Source organism: Streptococcus mutans (assembly GCF_006739205.1).
GTDB lineage: Bacteria > Bacillota > Bacilli > Lactobacillales > Streptococcaceae > Streptococcus > Streptococcus mutans.
Map to the genome: position 1 here is coordinate 40,700 of NZ_AP019720.1, position 25,297 is coordinate 65,996.

Sequence of the window (25,297 nt, forward strand, 5' to 3'; positions counted from 1 at the left end):
AAAATGAAAGGAAAAAACATGACTAAACGCGCACTTATCAGCGTCTCAGACAAATCGGGCATTGTTGACTTTGCTCAAGAATTGAAAAACTTGGGTTGGGAAATTGTCTCAACCGGTGGAACTAAGGTTGCCCTTGACAAGGCAGGGATTGACACCATCGCTATTGACGACGTGACTGGCTTTCCTGAAATGATGGATGGTCGTGTCAAGACTCTTCACCCAAACATTCATGGCGGTCTATTGGCGCGCCGCGACCTTGATAGTCATGTTAATGCTATGAAGGAACATGGAATCACACCGATTAATTTGGTCGTTGTCAACCTCTACCCATTCAAGGAGACAATCCTCAAACCAGATGCGACCTATGCGGATGCGGTTGAAAATATTGATATCGGCGGACCATCTATGCTGCGCTCAGCAGCTAAAAACCATGCCAGTGTGACGGTTGTGGTTGACCCTGCTGACTACGCTGAGGTTCTTGACGAATTGTCAGCGAACGGAGAAACAACTTATGAAACTCGTAAGCGTCTGGCAGCAAAAGTTTTCCGTCACACCGCAGCTTATGATGCCCTCATCGCTGAATATTTCACTGCTCAAGTGGGTGAAGAAAAACCTGAAAAACTAACGCTGACTTATGACCTCAAGCAGCCAATGCGTTACGGTGAAAATCCACAGCAGGATGCGGATTTCTACCAAAAAGCTTTGCCAACTGCTTATTCTATTGCCTCTGCTCAGCAGCTCAACGGTAAGGAATTGTCCTTCAACAATATTCGCGATGCTGATGCGGCTATCCGTGTCATTCGTGACTTTAAAGACCGTCCAACCGTTGTGGCGCTCAAGCACATGAATCCATGTGGTATCGGTCAGGCTGATGACATTGAAACAGCTTGGGATTACGCTTATGAGGCTGATTCAGTTTCGATCTTCGGCGGCATTGTTGTCCTAAACCGTGAGGTTGATGCAGCGACAGCTGAGAAGATGCACGCTATCTTCCTAGAAATCATCATTGCGCCATCTTATACAGACGAAGCGCTAGCTATTCTCACAACCAAAAAGAAAAATCTGCGTATTCTGCAACTTCCCTTTGACGCTCAAGAAGCTAGCGAGGCTGAAAAAGAGTATACTGGCGTGGTTGGTGGCCTCCTTGTGCAAAATCAAGACGTGGTCAAGGAAAGTCCAGCCAATTGGCAGGTCGTTACCAAGCGCCAGCCAACTAAAACGGAAGAAACTGCTCTTGAATTTGCTTGGAAAGCTATCAAGTATGTCAAGTCTAATGGCATTATCGTGACCAATGACCACATGACACTTGGTGTCGGTCCGGGTCAGACCAATCGTGTCGCTTCTGTTCGCATCGCCATTGACCAAGCTAAAGATCGCCTTGACGGGGCTGTTCTTGCTTCTGACGCTTTCTTCCCGTTTGCTGATAACGTTGAAGAAATTGCAGCTGCTGGTATCAAAGCTATCATCCAACCCGGCGGTTCCGTCCGTGACCAAGAGTCTATCGATATGGCTGATAAATACGGCATTGCTATGGTATTTACGGGTGTGAGACATTTTAGACATTGATGGGTATTTAAAAATTAGCTCATTATTAACTGTGATGAATGACTTATCACTAACAACGAGAGGAGATGCAAGTCGTCTTCTCTTTTTGTATGTCTAAAACAATGAGTACTTTAGTTTTAGAAATGATTAAAACGATTTGTTTAAGCTGCTCATGCTTAATCTCGAAAAACTCAGCTTCTCGCTTAACTATCTTTCATACGTTTTATGGTGTTTAAGGCTGTAGTGACCAGTTCATTAACAGGCATTGTTTGGTGATCTGTTTTTAACCATTCATCAAAAATACTGTAGAGACCGCCGATAATGAATCTACTATCATAGGTGATTTGTCTTTGTTCACTGTTTGTGATGTGCCAAGGTGCCATGACAGTGGTATAAGCATCAGGGAGCTTATCATAATACCTTTGCAAGATAAGCACTAGCAGGTTTGCATCCTGCAAAATTTTTAATGACTCAGTGTACTGGCTCCAATACTGAAAGAAAAGGTTCACTAAATCGTCAAAATTAATCAGTTTTTCTGTTTGAAGCTCAATAATGTAGTCTTGGATTAAGCGGTCTAAATAGTTCGTAAGGACTTGCTCTTTTGAATGGTAATAACGATAAAACGTTCGTCTAGCAATCTGGGCATGCTCGCTGAGTTCTGCAATGCTGATATTATGCAGGGATTTCTTAGTTGCTAATAAATCGAACAAGGCTTCCTCCAGCCATTGCCGTGTTTGATATTCCATGGTAGCTCTCCTTTCCTGTCACACTTCTGGTCAAACTGTGCCAATTTCACTTAGTCTCTTGTTTTTGTAACAGTTTGTCTTTATACTAAAAGTGTTGCGCGTGATATATTATTATCATTTATCCTTAACATTGTACAATTGTTAGTTGTTATTAAGGAGGTAAAAATATGAGCATTCTTTTTAATGTTTGGATGCTGCCTATTTTATTTATTTTACATGATTTTGAAGAAATGATCTTTATGCCCTTGTGGAAAAAACGGCATCATCAAAAGTTAGTGACTTTTAAAAAACCGTTCTTTGGCTCTGTTACGCAGGGTTCTGCCTTTGCAGTAGGCGTTTTAGAGGAATTTGTCATCTTGCTGCTTATTTCTGGTCTTTGTCAAATGACCCACAATACCTTACTCTATTTATCTTTTGTAATAGCTTATACATCTCATTTCACGATCCATTATATCATGTGCCTGCGATTTAAGGGCTATGTTCCCGGAGTCGTCACGGCAAGCTTAGAATTGCCAATTGTTTTAATGATTATTTTCTGCTATTGGCCTTCTGACATTTCCCTGCTGTCAGTCATTGTCTATCTTTTCATAGCTATGGCAATAGCTTATACTAATCTTAAAGTCATGCACCAAATCATGCCAAAAATTCAATTAAGCCTAGAAAAATACATGAAATAAAAAATGATTAATTGAGAACTATTTTAAGCTTTCTGAAAGAAAAGTTTAAGGAGCGGTTAAGAAAGTTCTTATATACTATAGTCATCCTAGCAATAGGAATCCTAAAACTTTTCTTTTTCATAAATCTCCTAAAAAGCCCGCTTCAAGCGGGTTTTTCATTTTGGTTTGAGAAATTGATGGTACTGACAATACAAGACAGCAAGGCATTAATTGGCAATATCAAAGTTTTCTGACGTTACCGCGTCGGACACTATCGCATCATCAGCCGTATTGAAGATGAGGGGCTGATTATTGTAGCTGTCAACGGCGGACATAGGAAAGATGTTTATAAGAAGTAAGCTGAGAGGCTTGCTTTTTTGTTGCTGTAAGAGAATAAACTTAACTATTTAGAGTTATAATAGGAAATATAGAAAAGTTGAATTTATTGTTTTTAAAGCTAATTTCCTCAAAACGTAAGAAAGAAATTATAATTAGGAGCCATGTATGAGAAATAAAATTGGTAGGAATGAAAAATGTCCATGTGGAAGTGGAAAAAAATATAAAAAATGTTGTTTGAAAAAATCATCTCAAGAATTGTATTTTGAAAAAATGCATAAATTGATTGGAGAGTCACGTGGTGAGGCCTATATTAAGCAGTGTTTACATCCCAATACGGAAGAGTGCGATGAAAAAATTATAAAAGCACATTCAATCCAAAATAATAGAATATTAAAGAGGATTTCAACTAATGGTGAAGTATATATGCCCTTGTCGAAAAATAATTTGCCATTTGTAACAATTGATAGATACGGTAGAAAGGTTGCTAGTGTTTTTACTGGATTTTGTAAAAAACATGATAAAATCCTCTTTCAACCAATTGAAGATAGGAAGTTTACTAAAACAGAAGAACAAACTTTTTTGTATACTTATAGAACATTTGCTTATGAGTATCATAGAAAGTTAGAAGTTAATAATTTTTTGGAGATAATGTCCCAAAAGACTAACCATAGGCATGATAATCAATTAGGCTTTGAGTTAGCAATTAAGGATTTTTTACTAGATAAAAAAGAATTTGATAACTTAATCCAAAATAAATGTTTTAATTTCCTTATCAACAGAGTGTGGGAATTCGAGGGTGAAGTGAAATTTGCAGGGAGCTGTTTTTATTCTCCGAAAAAAGATTTTGAGGGAAAAAGAATTCAAAATGCAGAGAATGTTAATGAACCACTAAGCCATGTTTTCTTAACAGTCTTTCCACAAGAGGGAAAGACTTATGCCATAATATCGTGGTTAAAGAAAGATGAATTATTGTTTAAGTCTTATGGCTTTTCCCTAGATAAACTAAACAATAATGAAAGGCGAAATTTTATATCAAATGAACTGCTGCGTTCTGGAGAAAATATAGCAATAAATCCTGAATCATGGGATTCTCTTTCTAAGGAAAAGAAAGAGCTCTTTTTGCAACAACTTGACCCTTTTTTGGAAGTATTAATTGGTGGAAGTGATCCAAGAGAAGACATTGGGGCAAATTTGTTTGAGTTATAATCAGTTAATTTGTTGTTACATTTATAATTCTTATAAACTTCCTAGAAGTTTAATATCTCTTAGAATTTTTTTAGTATACTAATGCTGATAAAAGAAAATGAGGTGAGATAAGTAATGGAATTTTTGACACTTTCAAAAACTTCATAATGTCTTTTTTATGTGACTTTTTCTACACTAATTCAGTATTTTTTTCCGAATAAAAATAGTGGGGGAATTGCTAATTCTAAGAATCAAATATCTGTTGGAATTAAGAGTACTAAGTCTGATTTAAAAAATGAAATCAAGCATATGGAGCGAGAATATATTTCGATATTAGGGATATTCTCAGGAGTTATCTTGGCGTTTATAGGGAATTTGGTGTTAACAACTTCTGTGTTAGCGAATATGAAAGATGTAAGCATATATAGATTGATTGCTGTAATCATCTTAATCATGATGTTATTACTAAATTCATTGCACTATATGTTCCGATTTATACTTAAAATTAATGAAAGTGAAGAAAGGTTTGGAGATAAAGTTTTCTGGCTTAACATACTTTTTCTATTGATTCTAATACTGGTTTTTTTAGGCTGGTTTGTTGACATAGGAAATACTGATATAAGAGAATTCTTTAGAAGATTATTATAAAAAATTATAATTACCCCAAAAAATAAAATTTCATATTTTGTTTCCCCCCGCACCACATCAGTGGTGCTTTTCTTTTCCGAATAAATGGGATTAGAAATTCAAACTCCCGAACAAATATGTTATAATAGTCCTGTATAATTCGTGAAAAGTTGTTAGTTTTTGCGAAAATGTTTGGTTTTGGGCATATGCCCCTGTGATTGTTTTATATTGAGGTATCTTGCATTATGAAACTTTTGGTTGTTGGTTCTGGTGGTCGTGAGCATGCGATTGCCAAGAAGTTGTTGGCATCTCGGGATGTTGAGCAGGTCTTTGTTGCTCCCGGCAATGATGGCATGACTCTGGATGGTTTGGATTTGGTGAATATCGGAATTTCCGAACATTCCAAGTTGATTGACTTTGCCAAAGCAAATGCTATTGCTTGGACCTTTATTGGTCCTGATGATGCACTAGCAGCTGGTATCGTTGATGATTTTAACCAAGCTGGGCTTGAGGCGTTTGGTCCAACTAAGTTAGCAGCAGAGCTGGAGTGGTCTAAGGATTTTGCTAAGGAAATCATGGTCAAATACGGCGTTCCGACAGCAGCCTATGGCACATTTTCCGACTTCGAGAAAGCTAAAGCCTACATCGAAAAGCAGGGCGCTCCAATCGTGGTCAAGGCGGATGGCTTGGCATTGGGTAAGGGAGTAGTCGTGGCTGAAACCGTGGAGCAGGCGGTCGAGGCGGTGCATGAAATGCTGCTGGACAATAAGTTCGGCGACTCGGGTGCGCGCGTGGTTATTGAGGAGTTCCTTGATGGCGAAGAATTCTCTCTCTTTGCCTTTGTCAATGGGGACAAGTTTTACATTATGCCTGCGGCGCAGGATCACAAGCGTGCCTATGATGGTGACAAGGGACCAAACACAGGCGGTATGGGGGCCTACGCTCCTGTTCCTCACCTGGCGAAAAGCGTGATTGACCAGTCGGTTGATACCATTGTCAAGCCAGTGCTTGAGGGTATGATTGCTGAGGGCCGCCCTTATCTTGGCGTGCTCTACGCGGGGCTTATCTTGACTAAGGACGGTCCTAAGGTTATCGAGTTCAACTCTCGCTTTGGCGATCCCGAGACCCAAGTTATCTTGCCGCGCCTGACTTCTGACTTTGCACAGAATATCACGGACATTTTGGCTGGCAGGAACCCTGACATCACTTGGCTGGATTCGGGCGTGACCCTAGGCGTGGTGGTTGCTTCAAATGGCTATCCGCTCGCCTACGAAAAAGGGGTGCTTCTGCCAGAAAAGACCGGTGGCGACATAATCACCTATTATGCAGGGGCTAAGTTTGATGGCAATAGCCAGCTGCTCTTGTCAAACGGCGGCCGCGTCTACATGCTGGTTACTACAGCCGACAGCGTCAAGGCTGTGCAGGACAAAATTTACACCCAGTTGAATAAACAAAACACAACAGGCCTCTTTTATCGTACGGACATCGGAAGCAAGGCTTTGTAAATCAAATGTATTAAACTTTGAGCCGTGAGGCTTGAATATAGAATTCTGGTGTTTGAAAAATGAAAAACAGACTGCTATTTTTAGAAGGTTCTAGCTTAACTTCAAGAGAGACTCTAACAGTATTGCTAAAAGAAGGCTACAAAGTTGATGTCCTGTCTCCTGATAAGTTTTCTATTGCAACATTCAGTCGACTCACTCATAGAATTCCGACAGTTGATGTAAATCGTTTTCCTTTAGATTACTTGAAACAAGTTAATCAGTTGCTTCATCAAAAAAATTATGCAGCTATTTTGCCGACACATGAGGAAGGCTGGTTATTGGCAAATGGGGAAAAATTTTTACCAACTCGTTTGCCAGTAGCGCTTGCTGATAAGGAACAAATTGAAAAGCTGGCTGGGAAGATTGCGTTTGCTGAAATTTCGGATCAGTTAAATCTGCCAATTCCTAAATGGGAGCGTGTGGAAAATTTAGAATCTGTTTCTCTTTCTTATCCTTATTGGCTAAAGGCAGACTATGGTACTGCCGGTCGTTCAGTTTATAAAATCACAAGTAAGGAAGATTTGGCGGAAGCTGCGAGCAGATTAACAGCGAGTGATGAAAAATGGATGGTTCAGCAAGACATAGTCGGAGACTATGGTCAGGTTCAAGCAGTATTTCATCATGGTCAGTTACTTGCGGTTCATTCTAGTGTTAAAGTGGGTTCTGGTGCCGGTGGTTCAGCTGCTGCTAGATTAAGTATAGAATCTGAGAAAACGAGAGAGCATGTCGAAAAATTAGGTCAATTTTTACAATGGCATGGTGCTTTAACTTTAGATTTTATACGTACCGACGGTCATTTTTATTACATAGAATGCAATCCTAGAATGGTTGAACCTGCTAATGCCTATAAAGCAGGAGTTAACTTCCCAAAAATCATGATAGAGTTAGCCAATGGCTGCTATTCCAAATCTGATGTTAGTGTTGGGCAAGCAGGGGTAGGGACGCATAGCCTGATGGCTTTGCTTATCGGTACTGCTGAGCGAACGAAGAGTAGAAAGAAGATTGTACGGACAATGAGGAAGTGGCTTTTTAACAGTGACAGTGAAGAGGTGTTAACACCTATTTGGAAGGATCCTCTAAGTTTTATACCTCTTGCGATTATTATCGGTCGCTTATTGATAAATCCTAGAAGTGTCACCAAGTTGGTTGATAAGACCGTTAAACATTATAGTGTGGAACCGACCACTCTAAAAAATATTTGAGCAAAAGATTCCGTTTATTCAAAGGAACATTCTGTTAGTTTTCCTATTTTTCTATGAAAATTTTGCAAGCGACAAAAAGTCGCTATAAAATAAAAAACGAAAGGAATTAAACACGCCTACGACAACAACACTGGGCAAAAAGATGAGTCTGACGACGAGGCACAAGCCTCTAGGAAAGACTTATGCTGTAGATGTCTGAACTTTCTACGCCAGTAGGCTAAGAAAGTCCTAGTCGTCCTGATGGGGTGCATCAGCGGAATCAAAGTTTTCTGATTTACCGCCCATTTTGTTGGAGGTCGCTTTATGGCGTTTGTATCTTATTATGAAACCACTTATTTCTATTATCATGGGCTCCAAATCCGACTGGAGCACTATGCAAAAAACCGCTCAAGTTTTGGATAACTTCGGCGTGGCTTATGAAAAGAAAGTCGTCTCAGCCCACCGCACACCAGACCTCATGTTCAAACATGCAGAAAAAGCCCGCAGCCGCGGCATCAAGGTCATCATTGCAGGCGCAGGCGGTGCCGCGCATTTACCGGGTATGGTGGCAGCTAAAACAACACTGCCTGTTATCGGTGTACCTGTTAAATCACGCGCACTCAGCGGCTTGGACTCACTCTATTCCATTGTGCAGATGCCGGGCGGTGTGCCTGTGGCAACTATGGCCATTGGTGAAGCGGGAGCGACCAACGCTGCCCTGACAGCCCTGCGTATCTTGGCCATTGAAGACCAAAACTTGGCAGCCGCGTTAGCAGATTTCGCAGAGGAACAAGGAAAAATCGCAGAGGAGTCAACGAATGAACTCAACTAAAACCATTGGCATAATCGGCGGCGGTCAGCTGGGTCAGATGATGGCTATCGCGGCGGTTTACATGGGGCACAAGGTGGTAACGCTGGATCCGACGGCGGACTGTCCTGCCTCGCGCGTGTCTGAGATGATTGTGGCGCCTTACGATGATGTGGATGTTTTGCGAGAAATGGCTGTGCGTTGCGACCTGCTGACCTATGAGTTTGAAAATGTCGACGCTGACGGCCTTGATGCGGTCGTAGGAGACGCTCAGCTGCCGCAGGGGACTGATTTGCTGCGCATTTCGCAAAACCGTATTTTTGAAAAGAACTTCCTCGCCAACAAGGCTGGCGTGACGGTCGCTCCATATAAGGTGGTGACCTCTAGTTTGGACTTGGAGGATTTGGATTTGGGCAAGACTTACGTCTTGAAAACGGCCACAGGCGGTTATGATGGTCACGGTCAAGTCGTTATTAAATCACACGACGATTTAGCTGCCGCGAACCAATTAGCAAACTCTGCTGAGTGTGTCTTGGAAGAGTTTGTAGACTTTGACCTTGAAATCTCGGTCATTATCTCAGGAAACGGCAAGGACGTGACGGTCTTCCCCGTTCAGGAAAATATCCACCGCAACAATATCCTCTCAAAAACCATTGTCCCAGCCCGCATTTCAGACCAGCTAGCCGAGAAGGCCAAAGCCATGGCGGTGACCATTGCTCAAAAGCTCCAGCTGTCAGGAACGCTCTGCGTGGAAATGTTTGCGACAGCAGACGATATCATTGTCAACGAAATCGCCCCACGCCCCCACAACTCAGGCCACTACTCCATCGAAGCCTGTGACTTCTCACAATTTGACACCCATATCCTAGGCGTCCTCGGCCAACCCCTCCCAGCCATCAAACTCCACGCCCCAGCCGTCATGCTCAACGTTCTCGGCCAGCACATTCAACAAGCTCAAGAATATGTCTCCAAAAACTCTAGCGCCCACCTCCACCTTTATGGCAAGGCAGAAGCCAAACACAACCGCAAAATGGGCCACGTGACCCTGTTTAGTGATAAGCCTGATGAGGTGAGAGAGTTTGGGGAAGGAAAGGAATTTTAGGAGGTCTTCTAATGCCGTTAAAGTATTTTGAAATCAAAAAATTATTAAGAAGTCAGATAGGTTTGATTGACTCTCTTATGAATAAGTTATTAAAGTATATGTTATTGTATGGGTTCTTGCTTGTATTTTTTGCAATTGGAAAAACTCAAAATACTGATGGTGATTCAGTAAAGCTCTTTATTTTGCTATTAATTATGGGAGGACTTTATCGATTTACTGTTCTTTTTGAGAAAATTAATATAAAAAATTTGACGATAGCTTTTAGAAAAGGAAATTTTCTAGATGATAAGCGCACGAAGATGTTGATTTCTGACATAGAATTATCACTAAATAAAATAAATAGTTTTGCAAATTGGAGCTGTGGTATTCTAGCTACTATTTCAATATTTATTACTACAACATATCTTAATTTCTTTAATCATCTTATTACTAAAAAAGAACTTTCAGAACTGCTAATTAGTGAAGGTAGCAGTTTACAAAATAGTTTTATTGGCCTTTTAGGACAGTTAATGTTGATAATAATTCTATTTTTATTAGTTTACTATCTCACTGTTCAAGCTTTTACTTATGATAGACGATTTGTAGCGACTATTTTAAAAAGTAGTCTTTATATTGGTGAAGATGATAGAAGTATTGTTGGTTTCAAGAAAAAATTGGAGTATAGTTTGTTCCATTTTACATCAGGAGTTTGATAAATGAACACTATGAAAACAATCGGCCTTATTGGTGGCATGAGCTGGGAGAGTACGACTTCCTATTATCAGCTTATCAACGAGACAATTAAAAAAGAGCTTGGCGGACTGCATTCGGCTAAAATTCTGCTTTACAGTGTTGATTTTGCGGAGATTGAGCACTATCAGGCCAGCGGTGACTGGGCTAAGAGTGCGGAAGTCCTGAGCCAAATTGCCCAGAAACTGGAGCAGGCTGGTGCGGACTTTATTGTTATCTGCACCAACACCATGCACAAGGTGGCTCCGCAGATTCAAAAGCAAATCGCGATTCCAATTTTGCACATTGCGCAGGCAACTGCTGAGGCTCTTCTTGAAAATGGCATTCAAAAAGTTGGTCTCTTGGGCACCAAGTATACCATGACTCAAGACTTTTACAAGGAAAAGCTGCTTGAAGCAGGGCTTGAGGTGCTGATTCCAGACCAAGCTGGCATTACTGAAGTCAACCGAATCATCTATGATGAGCTGTGCTTGGGAGACATCAAAGACAGCTCAAAGCAGACTTACCTTACCATTATTGATGATTTGAAAAATGCTGGCGCTAAAGCCGTTATCCTAGGCTGTACAGAGATTGGCCTTTTAGTCAAACAGGCAGACACAGCCCTTCCGCTCTATGATACAACAACTATCCATGCTCAAAAAGCGGCGGAATTAGCAATAAATGGGTGATTATTGTGTTAAACTAGAAGTGTAACTACAAAAGGCTATGCAATTGGGTTTGTAAAAGATGCTGAAGTGGTATGGATATCAGGAGGTTAACACATGGAACTATTCATCGCAAAGATAGTCAGTAGCTTTTTAGAAATAATATTAGCTGTTGCAATTCCGTTTCTCTACTGGATTTTCACAGAAAGAAAACAGTCTACTTTTCTAAACTGGTTAGGATTTAAGAAAGTTAGTAAACATGATTTTAAACGATTCTTTGTACCCGTGTTGGGAATGATTCTATTATTTTCATTGGCTTCCTTTTTTATCTTACTTCGCTTAAAGGGAGTGTCAACGGCAACAACAGTTTTTCGAGGTGGTGGTTATACAGTCTTGCCGGCTATTCTCATTTATGGGATATTTAATACCGCTTTGCCAGAAGAATTATTTTTTAGAGGATTCTTATTAAAACGTCTTATGTCAAAGATGGCATTTCCTTTGGCTAACTTCATTCAGTCATTATGTTTTGCTTTAATACACAGTTTTATGTTTTTCAAGCTACTGGATATTGGTTCAACAATAATGATTACAATGTTTATATTTGGAATTGCTTATGGAATGGGGTACATCAATGAAAAAAAGACGCAAGGATCCATTGTTCCGAGTTGGCTTATCCATGCAGCAGCTAATATTTTTTCAGGCATATGTACCGCATTTATGTTGATTTAGTGTCAACTCAGTCGTTGAAAGATTGTAATATAGGAGCAGATTTATGGTGAAATCGAGTATAAAAGCGAGTTTTTCTTATCCGATTGATCAGGTCTGGAAACTTGTAACCGACTTGTCCAATCAAACTTGGAGAAGTGAACTTGGTCAGTTTGAAAAAGTAGACGACAATCATTTTCTTGAATACACTCAAAATGGTCTTCAGACGAACTTTAAGGTGACAAAAGTCAATTTGCATAAGCTCTGGGAGCTTGAATTTGAAAATAAAAATCTCCAAGGTACTTGGATAGGTCGTTTTGATTATCAGGATGGACAAACCATTCTAGATTTTACAGAAAATATCACTGTTAAAAATGCCCTCCTGACACCATTTGTGTGGCTTTATTTAAGAAAGCAGCAAAAGCAGTATTTTCGAGATTTAGAAAAAGCGCTGCCGAAAAACAAAACTGTAAAAAGAGATATATGACGGTGTTTAGTGCTGAGGTGCAGGAGTTTTGGAAAAGTTTATGGATCTTGTCTTTATCAATAGAGGTTGCTATAAATTTTCTATAGAAATGTGAGGTAAATTTATGACTGAATATAAAGGAGTCCTTGAGATAACAGATAATGCTCAAGAATTAATTAATAAAGGTCAGGCTCGTATAGAAGGTGCAAATGTAGTATGGAATCCAGATTCGGGAAATACAGGTGTTGTTGAATGGGGAAAATTTCATCTGATTAATCTTGAAGATAGCAAGAATTTAGAAAATATGGCGGTGTTGATCGGCGGTATTACGATTGGAGTTGTGACTGTAGGAGCTCTTATCTATAGGGGTTCAAAAGCACGTCAAGATAAGGCAAATAGAATAAATAATAATTTAATTAGTTGCCTATCATTATATATTTTAGAAGTTAACAAAAATACTGTACAATCATCAACAAAGTTAGATTTAAAGTTAGCTATTAAAGAATATATTGACAATGCAAAACTATTTAAAAATAAAGTTGATATGAATTTACTAAAAAGTATAGATATTATTTTGAATGATTTAGAAGTTGGTGATAAGGATGGTAAGTTCGAGTTGAATGATAATATTATTCAATTAAAAAATTTTATAGAAAAAAATAATCAAAAAAAGAATAAAAGAGAGCTAAATAATTCTTCGCTTATTAGAAAAATAGACTAGGTTGAAGACAGATATAATCTCATGAAAAATGAAAATCTTATTAGTGAGTTGGAGTTATTTTTAAAAGTAATAGAAGACTACGAAAATGCAACTGATCGACAAAAAGAGATAAATAATGACATTGAAGCATTGAATATCTCTAAAAATAGTTTACTTGAAGCATTTGATAAAGAATATTTGTCGAAATATATAAAAGATAAAATTGGTGATGGTCCAAAAGATTTTGCTTTGTATAATCCAATGAAACTTATTAAACCGCTTGCAGATAAAAAAAGTACTGAACTTCAAAAATATAATGAGAATAAAAGAAAAGTAATTAAACAATATTACATAGATTTTGCTGATCAAAGAAGTAAAATTGAACAAGAGGAACAGATAGTTTTTAATCAAAAATTATCAGTTTTGAATGCAGAAGATAATGAGTTACATTTAAAGATTGAAAATCTTAAAGAACAAATTAGCGATAAAAGATTATTGCCTCAAAAATTTATAAGTAGCGATTCTGTAAAAAAAATAATAACTTATTTGGAGGAGTGGAGAGCAGACAATATTAAAGAAGCAATCGCTATTCTATGTTTTGAGGAGGAATTAAAACAGTATGCTCAAGAAATAGATTCAAAATTGATGAAATTAGAAAAAGATATTCACAATTTCAACAAATTGACAAAGGAAGAGATAGAAATAAAATTTGATGATATCAATTCATCTCTAAAAGATTTGAATGATAGACTCTACGATTTAAAAAGTGATTAAATCGGCTATAAATTGTAAAAACAGAAAGGAATATAGGGTAACGCGATTATTGAACTGAACCCGGACGGAAAGCTCGGAATTTAGATAAACTGCCTAGGACGCAAGCGTCCGTCGTTGGTTTCCTAAAATTCAGTCGCTTTCTGGTCGCCCCCCAATGTTTCACGCCGTGGGGAGAGCGTAAGCGACGGAAATCTTAAGACCTTAGGCTCAAGATTTAGTCATGAGATTCCGAAGGAAGCTGCTGACGTCCACCCCACTTAAGTGAAACATAAAAAAGAAAGGAAAAATAAAAAATGATCAACCGTTATTCACGCCCTGAGATGGCGAACATTTGGAGTGAAGAAAACAAGTACCGTGCTTGGTTGGAAGTGGAAATTTTGGCTGACGAGGCTTGGGCTGAGTTGGGTGAGATTCCTAAGGAAGATGTGGTCAAGATTCGCGAGAAGGCGGATTTTGATATTGATCGCATTTTGGAGATTGAGCAGCAAACCCGTCACGATGTGGTGGCCTTTACTCGTGCGGTTTCTGAGACGTTGGGTGAGGAGCGCAAGTGGGTACACTTTGGGCTGACCTCAACAGACGTGGTGGACACGGCCTACGGCTACCTATACAAGCAGGCTAACGTCATCATTCGTAAGGACTTGGATAATTTCCTTACTATCATCGCTGATAAGGCTAAGGAGCACAAATTTACCATCATGATGGGGCGCACGCACGGTGTCCATGCGGAGCCAACGACTTTTGGTCTCAAGCTTGCGACTTGGTACAGTGAAATGAAGCGTAATATTGAGCGTTTTGAACATGCTGCCGCTGGTGTAGAAGCTGGGAAAATCTCTGGTGCTGTTGGGAACTTTGCCAACATTCCGCCATTTGTGGAAAAATATGTTTGTGACAAATTAGGTATTCGAGCTCAGGAAATTTCGACTCAAGTCTTACCGCGTGATTTGCACGCCGAGTATTTTGCAGTACTGGCAAGCATTGCCACATCAATCGAGCGCATGGCGACTGAAATCCGTGGTCTGCAAAAATCCGAACAGCGTGAAGTAGAGGAATTCTTTGCCAAGGGGCAAAAAGGCAGCTCTGCTATGCCCCATAAACGCAATCCTATTGGCTCTGAAAACATGACTGGTCTTGCGCGTGTGATTCGCGGACACATGGTGACAGCCTATGAAAATGTGTCCCTCTGGCACGAACGCGATATTTCCCACTCATCAGCTGAGCGCATTATCGCGCCTGATACGACCATTCTCATTGACTACATGCTCAATCGCTTTGGTAATATCGTGAAAAACTTGACCGTTTTCCCAGAAAATATGAAGCGCAACATGGGCTCTACCTTTGGTCTCATTTTCAGCCAGCGTGCTATGCTGACCTTGATTGAAAAAGGCATGACCCGCGAGCAGGCTTACGACCTTGTTCAGCCTAAGACTGCGCAGTCTTGGGACAACCAAGTGGACTTCAAACCGTTGCTGGAAGCAGATCCAGAGATCACGTCTCGCTTGAGCCAAGAAGAAATCGACGAAATCTTTAATCCAGTCTACTACACCAAGCGTGTGGATGAAATCTTTGACCGGATTGGATTGGGAGACTAAATACAAAACAAGGCGGCCGATGGGCTGCCTTTTATGCTATAATCAAGCTATGGACAAGAAAACACTTATTCAAACTTTTTATGATCATGCAGACCAAGAGCGGGCGCATGCTATGGCAGCCTATATGCGTGACCAGTTTCCTTTTCTAGGTCTTTCCACTCCGCTTCGCCGTCAGTTGGAGAAGGACTTTGTTAAAGAATCTAAGGCGTCTAAGGCGGTTGATTGGGTTTTTGTGGAAGAGTTGTGGGAACTGCATGAGCGGGAATTTCAGTACGCTGCTTGTGATTATTTACGGGCTATGCAGATCTTTTTAACGGAAGCAGATCTGCCTCGTCTCAAACAGCTGGTTGTAACCAAGTCTTGGTGGGATACAACGGACAGTTTGGACAGAACCATTGGCAAGATCAACTTTCCCAGTAATATAGTTGATGCAACTATGTTAGAGTGGTCCTCTGATGATAACTTTTGGCTGCGGCGCGTGGCAATTGACCACCAGCTTTTACGAAAAGATAAGATGAAGACAAATCTTTTGGAGAAGATTCTCATTAACAATCTCAATCAAAGCGAATTTTTCATCAATAAAGCTATTGGCTGGATCTTGCGAGACTACTCTAAGACCAATCCAGATTGGGTTAGAACTTTTATTGAAAAGCATAAAAATCAGATGGCAAATTTATCGATTAAAGAAGCTAGCAAATATTTATGATAAGTCGCTTATCATATTTTATATCACACGAAAAACAACCGCTGGGCAAGTAGGATAAGCTGAAGTTTTGCTAGCCAGTCGTTTTTAAGAGCCTGTATTCATAAGTTATTTTATTGCGGCCTTGCAATCACTTTTAATAAGCTAACGCTTATTTATAACTAAAATGATTTCTGTAAGTATAGGTTCTAAGTATAAAGAATAAGAAAACAAAGATTAATCGTTTGCTGCAAGACTACGCTTATGTCTTATGCTTCCTTTTTGAAACTCACTGAATGTGTTCCCAAAAGATGTCAGAAAAAATATATAGAAGTCTAGTAAATTTACTATATTATAGAGTTATGATAAAATAGTAAAAGTTTAGACAGAGATTATAGGAAAAGGTTTTATGTTAAAAGATTTTGGGAAGAAAATTAAGAGCCTGAGGTTAGAAAAGGGGCTGACCAAAGAGGCTGTCTGCCTTGATGAATCGCAGTTGTCAACACGGCAGCTGACTAGAATTGAATCAGGACAGTCTATGCCAACTCTTAATAAAGCTATTTATATTGTAGGACGTTTAGGAGTAACGCTTGGCTATTTAACGGACGGAGAAAATGTCGAGTTACCCAGTCGTTATAAAGAACTAAAGTATTTATTATTACGAACGCCAACCTATGGTGACCAACAAAGATTAACTGAAAAAGAAACCTATTTTGACGAGATTTTTAGTCAGTTTTATGATGATTTGCCTGAAGAAGAACAATTGATTATTGATGGTTTACAATCGAAACTAGATATTCATTTTAGTGACAATATCGATTTTGGCGTTGGTATTTTAAATGACTATTTTGATCAGATTTTAAGAAAAACCAATTATCAGGTCAATGATTTGATTCTGATTGATCTCTATTTTTCCTGCTTAACTGTTAGTGGTTTGGATTCAGCTATTTTTGATTCAAGAAAATATAATCAATTATTGGAGACATTGCTTAAGCAGGTAGACTGCCTTCCATTGGAAGATCTTTTCGTTTTAAATAATGTTTTATTGAATAATTTTGGACTCCTTTTAGAATTGAAAAAATATGATTTTGTTAAGCAGCTTATTGCTGTTAGCAATAAAATCATGGCTAGAACTCATGATTTTCAAAAAAAGCCTATTGTTAATCTTCTGACATGGAAGCATCATTTATTTGTTGAAAAAGATTATGCGAAAGCTAAAAAGAGCTATGATGCTGCTATCTTATTTGCCCAGTTAACAGAAAACATTAATTTAAGAGAAAATTTGGAGAAAGAATGGCAAAAAGATTCTCAGAACGGGACATAAATGTCCTGTTCTTTTTTTGAAGGATCATTTATAATGAATGATATCAAAAAAGAAAGGAGAATAACAGGATGTTTTCAATTTTAACAAGTATTTTGATGGGTCTTGACTGGTGGAGCTTATAATAGACAGCCCTTATGTCAGATGATGATTTTGAGATAGTGTTAACTCTTGTATTTGCTAACACGACACAGTAATAAAAAGAGAAGCAAATTCAATAGACATATCACATTTGACTCAAGATAGAATCAACGAAGTCTTCGGCATCAGCTGCTGCATTAAACTTGTGGTATCTTGCTCAGATAGGAAGACTGGATGAACAAAAGTTAAATGAGTCTGGGACTAAAGTCACTAACTAAAACAGAGACTCACATCACAATCACACGTGAATCTCTGTTTTTCTTAGCTGAGAAATCTTTTTGTCTCAGACTCATTTGATTGAGTAAATCTATTAATGGCATGCTAAAAGGTGTGATTTCTAATAAATACACACCTTTTAGTATATCTTATTTTTAGAGAATTTAAATTAACTTATCAGTTCTTATCATTTGGAGGGGTTCCGTTTCCAGGAAAGGCTGGATGGTGGCCATTTGGAAGGAGCGGAACAGTATCTTTTGATACATGCCTGCCTGAAGGATGAGTGGTTGTGTCTTTTGTTGCTTTGATAACTGCTTTATGACCATCAGATGTTGTAACCGTGTAGGTTTTGCCTGCCTTGATGGTTTTATTTGAAAAGACAACATGGTCAAAGTCTACATCTGCCTTTGTTTTTGCAACGATATGTCCTTTTGAGTCAGTTATAGTAATGGTATCACCGGCTAATCCTGAAACAATCGCAGCAATATAAGCTTGTTTGGTTCCCTTTGAGAAGCCCTGAGCAAATCCCATATGGCCAATTGCCCAAGTTGTTCCTCCGGAAGCAAACCCTGTACCATCATAATCAATGGCTGAGCTGTAATCAGTGATTGATTGAATTTTGAGACTACCATCGGTAATATAGAGATTTCCATTTGAATCCACACCGTCATCTTTGCCAATACCGCTGATATTAGCACCAGAAATAACAATAGCAACCTCATTTTCGATATCTTTCTTGCTGTTTTTCAAATGCGATAGGTCAGCATCGTCTTTTGTTGTCCATTCAGTCGCGTTGATAGCATCATCACCAGCATTGATCGTTATTTGACCTTTTTTCAAATTCACATAGCGGCCTTCGATTCCTTCAGAGCCAGATGTAATTGTTATGAAAGTTGACCCTTTAACGGTTATCTCGTCGTTCGCTGTAATTCCTTTACTTGTAGAGGTGATTTTTACAATAGAATCTTTGATCTGGATATCACCTGAATTGACATCGGTATTATCTTCAGCTTGAATCCCATCATCTTCTGCCGAAATGGTAACATTTGACTTTTTAATGGAGACGTTTGATGTGGCATTAATCCCATCTTTAGCAGTAGAAGACAGCTCTAAGGTTACTTTATCAGCTTCTAAACTGTTTGCTTTGATAGCGTGACCAGCTGTACTTGTGACTTTCAAACCGCTTTTCTTTTTGCTTGAAATGTAGAGTGCTCCTCCTGTTTCGATTGTATTCTTCAAAGAAGACGAAATAGAGCTATCAGATAGGACTTTAATATCTAAATCTCTTGATGAATAAAGAGTGGAGTCAGTCAAATTCACTGCATCGAGTTTGAGTTTCACTGTATCAGTCACTTTATCTGCTACTGATATGCTGTAGCCGCTGGCAGACCCTGTAAGGGTATAAGTTCCTGCTGATGTAATGGTAATGTTTTTTCCATCAATGTTCACACCAGATGAAGTTGTTTTTACGCCTGTGTTGTCAAATTTAATATCTGCTTTTTCAGATTTGTCATCTTCTTTGTATTCGTTGACTTCTTCTTCCTCTTCATCATCATCATCTTTATCATATTTTGCTGATTTTAAAGCATTGACTGATTGAGACTTAACTTGAGCTTCATTACTTGTTGTTTCATCGGAAAGTTCATCATCACTTTGATCGGCTGACTCAGAAGCTGTTGCGTCATTGTTTGTCTCAGCTTCATTGCTTTCAGAAGCAGCCTCACTGCTTGCTGTGCTATTTTCTGATGAGACAGTCTCAGAAGTAACTTGGCTGTTGTCACTATCAGTGCTGTCAACTGTCTGAGAGTTTGCAGTGTCTGTGTCAGCTGCAGTTGAGGATGTGGTTGTGTTGTTTCCTGAAGCAGTAACGTTATCAGCAGAAGCAATTTGGCTGCCTCCAAGTAAAACAATAGCTCCTGCTAAGGCAATGCCTGTTACGAGACCTTTGGAGGATTTACGTTTGACATCATGTCCCTTAGCATTTGAGAAAACAGAGCGATTAAAAAGAAATTTTTTACTCATTATAGTTTCTAACCCTTCTAAAAAGTATGAATAGCAGTTTTCTTAAAAACTTATTCAACTTTAAAAATATAATAAAAAAGAATGATAACTTGATCATTCTTTTTTACCACCGTTCTATTATATCAAAATTCAGAAAATTCACAAGGGCGCTGTCAAAACCTGAATTCCGAACTTTTTTAACGGTTTCCTTAGATGATAGAAACGGCAGGATGGCGCGCCGCCGTTAGGGCTCTTTAGCTAGTGCTTATCTCATAACTAAACTATTTTTCTGCGAATGCAGATTCCTAGAAAGTTATATATTCCAATCAGTAAGTGGTAATCCACAAAATCTTTGAACCCCTTGTAGTTTTAGGCGTAAGAAAAGCTATTCTACCGAAAATAAGGTAAAATAGCTTATTTTTGTTATTTTCACTTTGAGAATCAGAAAATTTTTCTGATGTAGTTTGATTTGCTGCACTTTAATTATGATATAATCATAACTGTAAAGGGGGATTTTTATGGAATTTACTCTTGAATCTTTTGCTAATGATTCCTTTAAAGTATTAAAATCTTTGAAGGAACATCAAATTGAAGTAAAAGGTCACTGGTACGTTACTCTATCTCAGCAGGAGATAGCTGATATGAACCACATGTCTAAATTAAAAACCAATCGTATCATGCGAGAGTTACGAGAAGGAAATTTTGTGGTTCCTTACCAAAATAAACGTGGAAAATACAAGATTACTGAGCAAGGTCATAAAGTTCTACGACTTATGCTTAAAAATAACATTTGATAAGGAGAAAACGATGTTATACCTATTAGCGCAGCACAGGTACTACTGCCTTTTTTCAGTGTATTCAAAAATACTGAAAATGGAGGTGTTTTTGAATGCTTAAACATAAAACAGAAGATGAAGTTAGAGATTTAGCAAAAGAAATTCTAGGATTTAAAAGAAGCACTAAAAATGTGGTTATGGGAACAGGTCAGCTAACGACTTTTAACAAATTAGATGAGAAAATCGGAAATCCTAATATTTGGAAAGGAGTCGCCGATAAACCAGATGGGTGGTATCTTCCTAAGGATAGAACACAGCCAGCTTTGGTGCTAGAAGTTAAAAATTCAAGTGAGAAACTAACTAAAAAACACAAAGATGAAGTCAAGAAAAACATGAAAATAATCATGGAAGGCTACAAAGATGTCGTCGGAATATTGTATAATTCTAAAGAAATTATAGCTTACAAAAATGAAGGTAATTTCATATCTGAGATAAAGGTGGCGGATGAACTTCAAGACAAAGATTATTACCTAAAAGTTTTTAAAGAGAATAAAATTGATAAGGACAAAATTTACAAACTCACCAAAACGATTAACGAATTGTTACACAATCAATTTGGGATAAAAAATCTATATCATAGGATGATTTTTACGGCCTGTGCATTAGTGGCTCAAAAAGTAAGTACGGTAATAATATTGCAAAAAGGAATGGATTTTGATTACATGCACACTTCTATCCTCAATGCAATCAGCAAATCTCTTGAAGAAGATAAAAACAAAAATCAAAAAGTTCATATACTTGCTGAGGTTTATAGTGAAATAAAAATGAATTCAAAAGGAAGTCAAAGAGCTATTGACACCTTTATTGATTGCGTAGATGAAATTTCTCAATCAATAAATTCTGAGTATTGGAGTGGTGAAGATGTCATGGGGATTTTCTTTAACGAATTTAATCGCTATAAAGCAAAATCAGATAGTGGACAGGTGTTCACACCAGAACACATTACCTCACTAATGTATCGTCTGATTGATGTTGACAAAGATTCAGTTGTTTTTGACGGAGCATGTGGCTCTGGTGGATTTCTAGCAAAATCAATGAGTAATATGATAAAAGAATCAGGTGGTAATTCTAAAAAAATTAAACATATTAAGCAGAAACAGTTGTATGGAATTGAATTTGATAGGGAAATCTATGCACTGGCTTGCGCCAACATGCTAATTCACAAAGATGGTAAAAGTAATTTTGAACAGTTAGATACTCGTACACCAGAAGCTTGTGAATGGATTTACGATATTAGTTTCAAAGTAACTCAAAAGGTTGTTGAAGGAGATGGCGAAGAGGAGGAAGCTACAATTGAGAAAGAGGTGATTCTTAAAAAAAATCACATTACAAAAGTCTTAATGAACCCTCCGTTTGAAACTAAATATGGTTGTTTAGATATTGTAAATAATGTCTTGTCTAATGTGCCAAAAGGAATACAAGCGGCCTTTATTCTCCCAGACCATAAATTAGAAAAAGGAAAGCCTTCTTTAACTAAAGAAATATTAAAAAATAATACAATAACCAATATTATTAAACTTCCAGAAGAAACTTTTAAAGAAGGTGTTTCAACCTCAATATTTATTTTTGAAACAGGTAAACCACACCACCTAAAACCAATTAAAACTTTTTGGATAAGATATGATGGGCTAGAGACAGTTAAAAATCAGGGAAGACAAGACACTAAGCAAAGATGACAACAAATAGAAGATGAATGGGTTGGGATTATAAAAGAGGGTGAAAATAACTCCCTATACTTAAATGAAATGATAGAGGTTTATCCAGATTTAGATAAGATGGTTGGCTTAAGTTATCCTAAACCTAAAGAATATTTTGAGGTAACGATGTCTGATTTTAATAAGACGGCTATGGAATATGAGTTTTATAAAGAGAAAAAAGATATTATTGCATTTCAAAATATGCTAACAGAGAATGTGATGTATTCAAGCGATATTTCAGAAAGTCAGGATAAAATTGTTATTAAATTAGATAAGGAGTAATTTGTGATCACAAATAATTGGTCTTTTTTCAAAATTGGTGGAAAGGGTGGACTATTTAAGATTTATAATTCCATACCCTATCACCAAAAAGATGTAATTTATGCTACTAATAATGGGCCTAAAACAATAAACTACATTACACGCACAAAATTTGATAATGGATTAAAAGGTAGAGTAATAAAAGAGGATCATTTTCAAGTAAATCCCAAAGGAACAATATCATTTGGGGCTGAAAATGCAGATTTCTTTTATCAAGAAGAGGAATATATTACAGGAAATAAGATGTATTATATTGATACAAGGCATCTCAACAAGAATCAAAATTTATTTTTAAGGACTGTCTTACAGTCAACTTTTACTAAGAATTTTGATTTTAAGGATGGAATGATACCTTCGCGTATTATAAACGAAGTTATTAAGTTACCTTCAAAATGTGGTAAACCTGATTGGGAATTTATTGATAAGTTCATGGAAGAATGTTTGAATAGTACGAGGGTTAGTGTAGCTCTACTTGGTAAAGTAAAAAAATACTCAGCACCCATCGATCTCTCTTTGTGGAAAGACTTTAAAATTTCAGAATTATTCGAAGTAAAAAAAGGAAAAAGATTAACCAAAAAGAATATGATTGAAGGCGACATAAATTATATTGGATCATCAAAATTCAATAATGGTGTTACTGCTAAAATTGCAAATATAGAACATTTACATGACCCTAACACAATAACAGTCTGCTATAATGGTTCAGTTGGAGCTTCATTTTTTCAAGAAGAAAAATTTTGGGCATCTGACGATGTAAATGTTTTATATCCGAAATTTGAAATCACTAAGAATCGTGCTTTGTTTTTTGCTACACTATTAAAAACAAAAGGGAAGGAATACGAATTTAATGACAAGTGGAAAAAAGAAGTAATGGAAAATGATGTTATACCCCTTCCAGTAGATAATAACGATAAAGTGGATTATAACTATATTGATGAATTTATGAAAAATATAAATCAAAAGACTTCTAAGAGAACCTAGATTTAAGATTAGTAATTATTAGGACAGTGCTATTTAGTCAATTTTTATAACACATACCCACTAGATTTCATAACCTCTAAATCTTCTTCGTCTATAAGTTGGTTTCTATCTCTAGCTAACTGCTGATAGATAATATCTTGAATTTTTTCTTGTTTTAAAATCAGTGATACTAAAGACCAATGGGCTAATTTCCTATACTTAGTTAAGTGACACTCCTTGGCTATCTCAAAGAGACGGCTTTTAGGGAGGTCAAGAAGGTACTCACGCTTGTTAAAAGAATAAACCCCATCCTCTTCATTAAATTTGAAATAAGGGTTATTAATAGCTGTTCTTGCTTTCTTAGTTTGCTCTTTTAAGGACTCCCATGTAACGAGGACTTGGTTTTGGTAATACTAATTCTTTTTGCCTTACTTCAGTTGAAGTAAGGTTTTTCTTTGTCTTTAAAATGTCAGTAAAAATGGCTTCAGCATCTGCTTTAGAAGTTGGGTAGTGCCCGTGTTTCACTCTCCAATTGCGGATATAAGTGAAATAGCCAATATAGTCTTGTAGGTACTTAGTAGAAACATTCGTCATATCACGGTTGATAAAACGCTTGATGTCATTATGTAATTCATTGACACGAGCTAATGATAAGCCATTTTGATATTTAATATCATTGAATTTATCAAAGAGAATTTCGCCACGATTAGTGATTCTGTCAGTTATGCCTTCATAATATAAGTGTTCTAATATCTTCTTATTAACCTTCTTTTCAGATTCATCGGTTGCTTGAATAATATAACCATGGTTCCCTATGACTTTAAGAAAGTTAGATGGTTTAACATAGTGAGGTGTATTGGTTGCACGACAATATTCTTCATAGATATTATTAGCGTCACTACATAGAAAAGCAGGATTATCTATATGTTCATGGAAAAGTTCATAGAAAATATTGGTAGATAGTTTTCCTAAACTTGCGACCTTACAAACACAGTAACCACGATTATCAATGGCAGTTACAACTGTTGCAAACTCAGAACCCATGACTCCAAACTTAGAGGATTGGCGACCATAACGAGGTTTTCGTTCTTCAGTTTGTGCAACCATTGATCTAAGATGACGACTTCCTTTTTGACTCTCACGGACGAAAGTTTCATCCACTTGCACGATACCACTTAATATAGGCATTGGAATATTAGCCATAGCAGTAATAAGTTTTAAACGCCATAACCAAACTGTCTTAATATCAATTCCAACACAAGAATAGTCGTTGATAAGGACATTACGCATATCTTCAATAGAATACCCGTTTAGTGTCATTTTAAGGACTTTAAGCCAAATATCCCAGTGCCACCTTGTTTTTTCTAAAACAGTTCCTGAAAAACGAGTGAAACGTTTAGAGCAGTCCTTACATTTGAAGACTTGAATGTTATTTCGCTTACCATATTTGCTAATTGATGTTGAACCACATTGAGGGCATAAACTATTGACACCTAACTTCGCTAAGCGTTCTTCAAAGTTTGAAACGACAACAAAGTTCATAGTATTACTAATATCAATCTTTTGCCTATTAGCGTACTGACATACGACTTTATTGAAATCTATAAAAGGTAATTGAGAAACATAGTTGATTACATCGTTCAAGTTTAGCGTTTTTTGGCTCATAAAACACCTCAATCCGTTCAGATAGTTTAATTATATACACCATAATTATATCATAAAACGAAATTTAATTCACAACGAGAAAGTGATGAATCTGAGTAAATTAAAATTAAAATA

24 protein-coding genes are annotated in these 25,297 nt (G+C 37.5%); 21 read left to right on the plus strand and 3 right to left on the minus strand.

What is annotated here, in order from left to right; all coding sequences use genetic code 11:
- The first annotated feature begins 18 nt into the window (after positions 1–18).
- Positions 19–1,566, plus strand: a complete 1,548-nt coding sequence (gene purH / locus FNL60_RS00265) for a bifunctional phosphoribosylaminoimidazolecarboxamide formyltransferase/IMP cyclohydrolase (RefSeq protein WP_002311836.1) — start codon at positions 19–21, stop codon at positions 1,564–1,566.
- Positions 1,567–1,748: 182 nt separating this feature from the next.
- Here purH and FNL60_RS00270 read toward each other — a convergent pair whose 3' ends face one another.
- Positions 1,749–2,291 carry a TetR/AcrR family transcriptional regulator gene (locus FNL60_RS00270; RefSeq protein WP_002275344.1) on the minus strand — a complete coding sequence of 181 codons (543 nt, stop codon included), beginning with the start codon at positions 2,289–2,291 and terminating at the stop codon, positions 1,749–1,751.
- A gap of 167 nt (positions 2,292–2,458) precedes the next feature.
- Between FNL60_RS00270 and FNL60_RS00275 the strand changes: the two genes are divergently transcribed.
- The 16 genes from FNL60_RS00275 to FNL60_RS00355 all read left to right on the plus strand — a co-directional run bounded on the left by FNL60_RS00275 (position 2,459) and on the right by FNL60_RS00355 (position 17,349).
- Positions 2,459–2,968, plus strand: coding sequence for an HXXEE domain-containing protein (locus FNL60_RS00275; protein WP_002263123.1), 510 nt, complete (start codon positions 2,459–2,461; stop codon positions 2,966–2,968).
- Between the two features lie 483 nt (positions 2,969–3,451).
- Positions 3,452–4,492 (plus strand): SEC-C metal-binding domain-containing protein, encoded by a 1,041-nt coding sequence (locus FNL60_RS00285; protein WP_002266362.1) that lies wholly within the window; start codon positions 3,452–3,454, stop codon positions 4,490–4,492.
- A 159-nt stretch (positions 4,493–4,651) separates the two neighbouring features.
- Positions 4,652–5,119, plus strand: a complete 468-nt coding sequence (locus FNL60_RS00290; protein WP_002280118.1) for a hypothetical protein — start codon at positions 4,652–4,654, stop codon at positions 5,117–5,119.
- Between the two features lie 224 nt (positions 5,120–5,343).
- Entirely contained in the window at positions 5,344–6,603 is a 1,260-nt protein-coding gene (purD, locus tag FNL60_RS00295; protein WP_002280117.1) for a phosphoribosylamine--glycine ligase, read from the plus strand.
- Positions 6,604–6,662: 59 nt separating this feature from the next.
- Positions 6,663–7,844, plus strand: a complete 1,182-nt coding sequence (locus FNL60_RS00300; protein WP_002280116.1) for an ATP-grasp domain-containing protein — start codon at positions 6,663–6,665, stop codon at positions 7,842–7,844.
- 322 nt (positions 7,845–8,166) lie between these two features.
- Positions 8,167–8,655 (plus strand): 5-(carboxyamino)imidazole ribonucleotide mutase, encoded by a 489-nt coding sequence (gene purE, locus FNL60_RS00305; RefSeq protein WP_002311839.1) that lies wholly within the window; start codon positions 8,167–8,169, stop codon positions 8,653–8,655.
- A complete protein-coding gene (gene purK, locus FNL60_RS00310; RefSeq protein ID WP_002280114.1) occupies positions 8,642–9,733 on the plus strand; it encodes a 5-(carboxyamino)imidazole ribonucleotide synthase in 1,092 nt (363 codons plus the stop codon). The genes purE and purK overlap by 14 nt, the downstream gene beginning before the upstream one ends.
- An 11-nt stretch (positions 9,734–9,744) precedes the next feature.
- A complete protein-coding gene (locus FNL60_RS00315) occupies positions 9,745–10,425 on the plus strand; it encodes a hypothetical protein (RefSeq protein ID WP_002280113.1) in 681 nt (226 codons plus the stop codon).
- Between the two features lie 12 nt (positions 10,426–10,437).
- On the plus strand, positions 10,438–11,130 hold the full coding sequence (locus FNL60_RS00320; protein ID WP_002271307.1) for an aspartate/glutamate racemase family protein: 693 nt from the start codon (positions 10,438–10,440) through the stop codon (positions 11,128–11,130).
- 93 nt (positions 11,131–11,223) lie between these two features.
- Positions 11,224–11,835, plus strand: coding sequence for a CPBP family intramembrane glutamic endopeptidase (locus FNL60_RS00325; RefSeq protein WP_002280111.1), 612 nt, complete (start codon positions 11,224–11,226; stop codon positions 11,833–11,835).
- 43 nt (positions 11,836–11,878) lie between these two features.
- Positions 11,879–12,298, plus strand: coding sequence for an SRPBCC family protein (locus FNL60_RS00330; protein ID WP_002280110.1), 420 nt, complete (start codon positions 11,879–11,881; stop codon positions 12,296–12,298).
- Positions 12,299–12,401: 103 nt separating this feature from the next.
- Positions 12,402–12,998, plus strand: a complete 597-nt coding sequence (locus tag FNL60_RS00335; protein ID WP_002280109.1) for a hypothetical protein — start codon at positions 12,402–12,404, stop codon at positions 12,996–12,998.
- A gap of 21 nt (positions 12,999–13,019) precedes the next feature.
- Positions 13,020–13,751, plus strand: coding sequence for a hypothetical protein (locus FNL60_RS00340; protein ID WP_002280108.1), 732 nt, complete (start codon positions 13,020–13,022; stop codon positions 13,749–13,751).
- A 293-nt stretch (positions 13,752–14,044) separates the two neighbouring features.
- Positions 14,045–15,343 (plus strand): adenylosuccinate lyase, encoded by a 1,299-nt coding sequence (purB, locus tag FNL60_RS00345; RefSeq protein ID WP_002280107.1) that lies wholly within the window; start codon positions 14,045–14,047, stop codon positions 15,341–15,343.
- Between the two features lie 19 nt (positions 15,344–15,362).
- A complete protein-coding gene (locus FNL60_RS00350; protein ID WP_002280106.1) occupies positions 15,363–16,049 on the plus strand; it encodes a DNA alkylation repair protein in 687 nt (228 codons plus the stop codon).
- A 385-nt stretch (positions 16,050–16,434) separates the two neighbouring features.
- On the plus strand, positions 16,435–17,349 hold the full coding sequence (locus FNL60_RS00355; RefSeq protein ID WP_002280105.1) for a helix-turn-helix domain-containing protein: 915 nt from the start codon (positions 16,435–16,437) through the stop codon (positions 17,347–17,349).
- A 531-nt stretch (positions 17,350–17,880) separates the two neighbouring features.
- Here FNL60_RS00355 and FNL60_RS00360 read toward each other — a convergent pair.
- Positions 17,881–19,725, minus strand: a complete 1,845-nt coding sequence (locus FNL60_RS00360) for a carbohydrate-binding domain-containing protein (protein WP_002280104.1) — start codon at positions 19,723–19,725, stop codon at positions 17,881–17,883.
- 497 nt (positions 19,726–20,222) lie between these two features.
- Here FNL60_RS00360 and FNL60_RS00365 point away from each other — a divergent pair, with 497 nt between their 5' ends.
- The 4 genes from FNL60_RS00365 (at position 20,223) to FNL60_RS00380 (ending at position 23,539) form a co-directional block, all read left to right on the plus strand.
- A complete protein-coding gene (locus tag FNL60_RS00365; RefSeq protein WP_002270796.1) occupies positions 20,223–20,498 on the plus strand; it encodes a hypothetical protein in 276 nt (91 codons plus the stop codon).
- Between the two features lie 95 nt (positions 20,499–20,593).
- On the plus strand, positions 20,594–22,216 hold the full coding sequence (locus tag FNL60_RS00370) for an HsdM family class I SAM-dependent methyltransferase (RefSeq protein ID WP_002280103.1): 1,623 nt from the start codon (positions 20,594–20,596) through the stop codon (positions 22,214–22,216).
- A 69-nt stretch (positions 22,217–22,285) separates the two neighbouring features.
- Positions 22,286–22,519 (plus strand): hypothetical protein, encoded by a 234-nt coding sequence (locus FNL60_RS10435; RefSeq protein WP_018110251.1) that lies wholly within the window; start codon positions 22,286–22,288, stop codon positions 22,517–22,519.
- A gap of 3 nt (positions 22,520–22,522) precedes the next feature.
- On the plus strand, positions 22,523–23,539 hold the full coding sequence (locus FNL60_RS00380; protein WP_002280101.1) for a restriction endonuclease subunit S: 1,017 nt from the start codon (positions 22,523–22,525) through the stop codon (positions 23,537–23,539).
- A 339-nt stretch (positions 23,540–23,878) separates the two neighbouring features.
- Here the strand turns inward: FNL60_RS00380 and FNL60_RS00385 are convergent, their stop codons facing one another.
- Positions 23,879–25,183: a transposase-like zinc-binding domain-containing protein gene (locus FNL60_RS00385; protein WP_002270793.1), complete on the minus strand. Its 1,305-nt coding sequence runs from the start codon at positions 25,181–25,183 to the stop codon at positions 23,879–23,881.
- Between the last annotated feature and the right edge of the window lie 114 nt (positions 25,184–25,297).

What these genes read in the sequence shown, in the direction of transcription:
- purH (WP_002311836.1), top strand. Translation starts at nt 19, where the DNA reads ATGACTAAACGCGCACTTATCAGCGTCTCAGACAAATCGGGCATTGTT.
- FNL60_RS00270 (WP_002275344.1), bottom strand. Translation starts at nt 2,291, where the DNA reads ATGGAATATCAAACACGGCAATGGCTGGAGGAAGCCTTGTTCGATTTA.
- FNL60_RS00275 (WP_002263123.1), top strand. Translation starts at nt 2,459, where the DNA reads ATGAGCATTCTTTTTAATGTTTGGATGCTGCCTATTTTATTTATTTTA.
- FNL60_RS00285 (WP_002266362.1), top strand. Translation starts at nt 3,452, where the DNA reads ATGAGAAATAAAATTGGTAGGAATGAAAAATGTCCATGTGGAAGTGGA.
- purD (WP_002280117.1), top strand. Translation starts at nt 5,344, where the DNA reads ATGAAACTTTTGGTTGTTGGTTCTGGTGGTCGTGAGCATGCGATTGCC.
- FNL60_RS00300 (WP_002280116.1), top strand. Translation starts at nt 6,663, where the DNA reads ATGAAAAACAGACTGCTATTTTTAGAAGGTTCTAGCTTAACTTCAAGA.
- purE (WP_002311839.1), top strand. Translation starts at nt 8,167, where the DNA reads ATGAAACCACTTATTTCTATTATCATGGGCTCCAAATCCGACTGGAGC.
- purK (WP_002280114.1), top strand. Translation starts at nt 8,642, where the DNA reads ATGAACTCAACTAAAACCATTGGCATAATCGGCGGCGGTCAGCTGGGT.
- FNL60_RS00315 (WP_002280113.1), top strand. Translation starts at nt 9,745, where the DNA reads ATGCCGTTAAAGTATTTTGAAATCAAAAAATTATTAAGAAGTCAGATA.
- FNL60_RS00320 (WP_002271307.1), top strand. Translation starts at nt 10,438, where the DNA reads ATGAAAACAATCGGCCTTATTGGTGGCATGAGCTGGGAGAGTACGACT.
- FNL60_RS00325 (WP_002280111.1), top strand. Translation starts at nt 11,224, where the DNA reads ATGGAACTATTCATCGCAAAGATAGTCAGTAGCTTTTTAGAAATAATA.
- FNL60_RS00330 (WP_002280110.1), top strand. Translation starts at nt 11,879, where the DNA reads ATGGTGAAATCGAGTATAAAAGCGAGTTTTTCTTATCCGATTGATCAG.
- FNL60_RS00335 (WP_002280109.1), top strand. Translation starts at nt 12,402, where the DNA reads ATGACTGAATATAAAGGAGTCCTTGAGATAACAGATAATGCTCAAGAA.
- FNL60_RS00340 (WP_002280108.1), top strand. Translation starts at nt 13,020, where the DNA reads ATGAAAAATGAAAATCTTATTAGTGAGTTGGAGTTATTTTTAAAAGTA.
- purB (WP_002280107.1), top strand. Translation starts at nt 14,045, where the DNA reads ATGATCAACCGTTATTCACGCCCTGAGATGGCGAACATTTGGAGTGAA.
- FNL60_RS00350 (WP_002280106.1), top strand. Translation starts at nt 15,363, where the DNA reads ATGGGCTGCCTTTTATGCTATAATCAAGCTATGGACAAGAAAACACTT.
- FNL60_RS00355 (WP_002280105.1), top strand. Translation starts at nt 16,435, where the DNA reads ATGTTAAAAGATTTTGGGAAGAAAATTAAGAGCCTGAGGTTAGAAAAG.
- FNL60_RS00360 (WP_002280104.1), bottom strand. Translation starts at nt 19,725, where the DNA reads ATGAGTAAAAAATTTCTTTTTAATCGCTCTGTTTTCTCAAATGCTAAG.
- FNL60_RS00365 (WP_002270796.1), top strand. Translation starts at nt 20,223, where the DNA reads ATGGAATTTACTCTTGAATCTTTTGCTAATGATTCCTTTAAAGTATTA.
- FNL60_RS00370 (WP_002280103.1), top strand. Translation starts at nt 20,594, where the DNA reads ATGCTTAAACATAAAACAGAAGATGAAGTTAGAGATTTAGCAAAAGAA.
- FNL60_RS10435 (WP_018110251.1), top strand. Translation starts at nt 22,286, where the DNA reads ATGATAGAGGTTTATCCAGATTTAGATAAGATGGTTGGCTTAAGTTAT.
- FNL60_RS00385 (WP_002270793.1), bottom strand. Translation starts at nt 25,183, where the DNA reads ATGAGCCAAAAAACGCTAAACTTGAACGATGTAATCAACTATGTTTCT.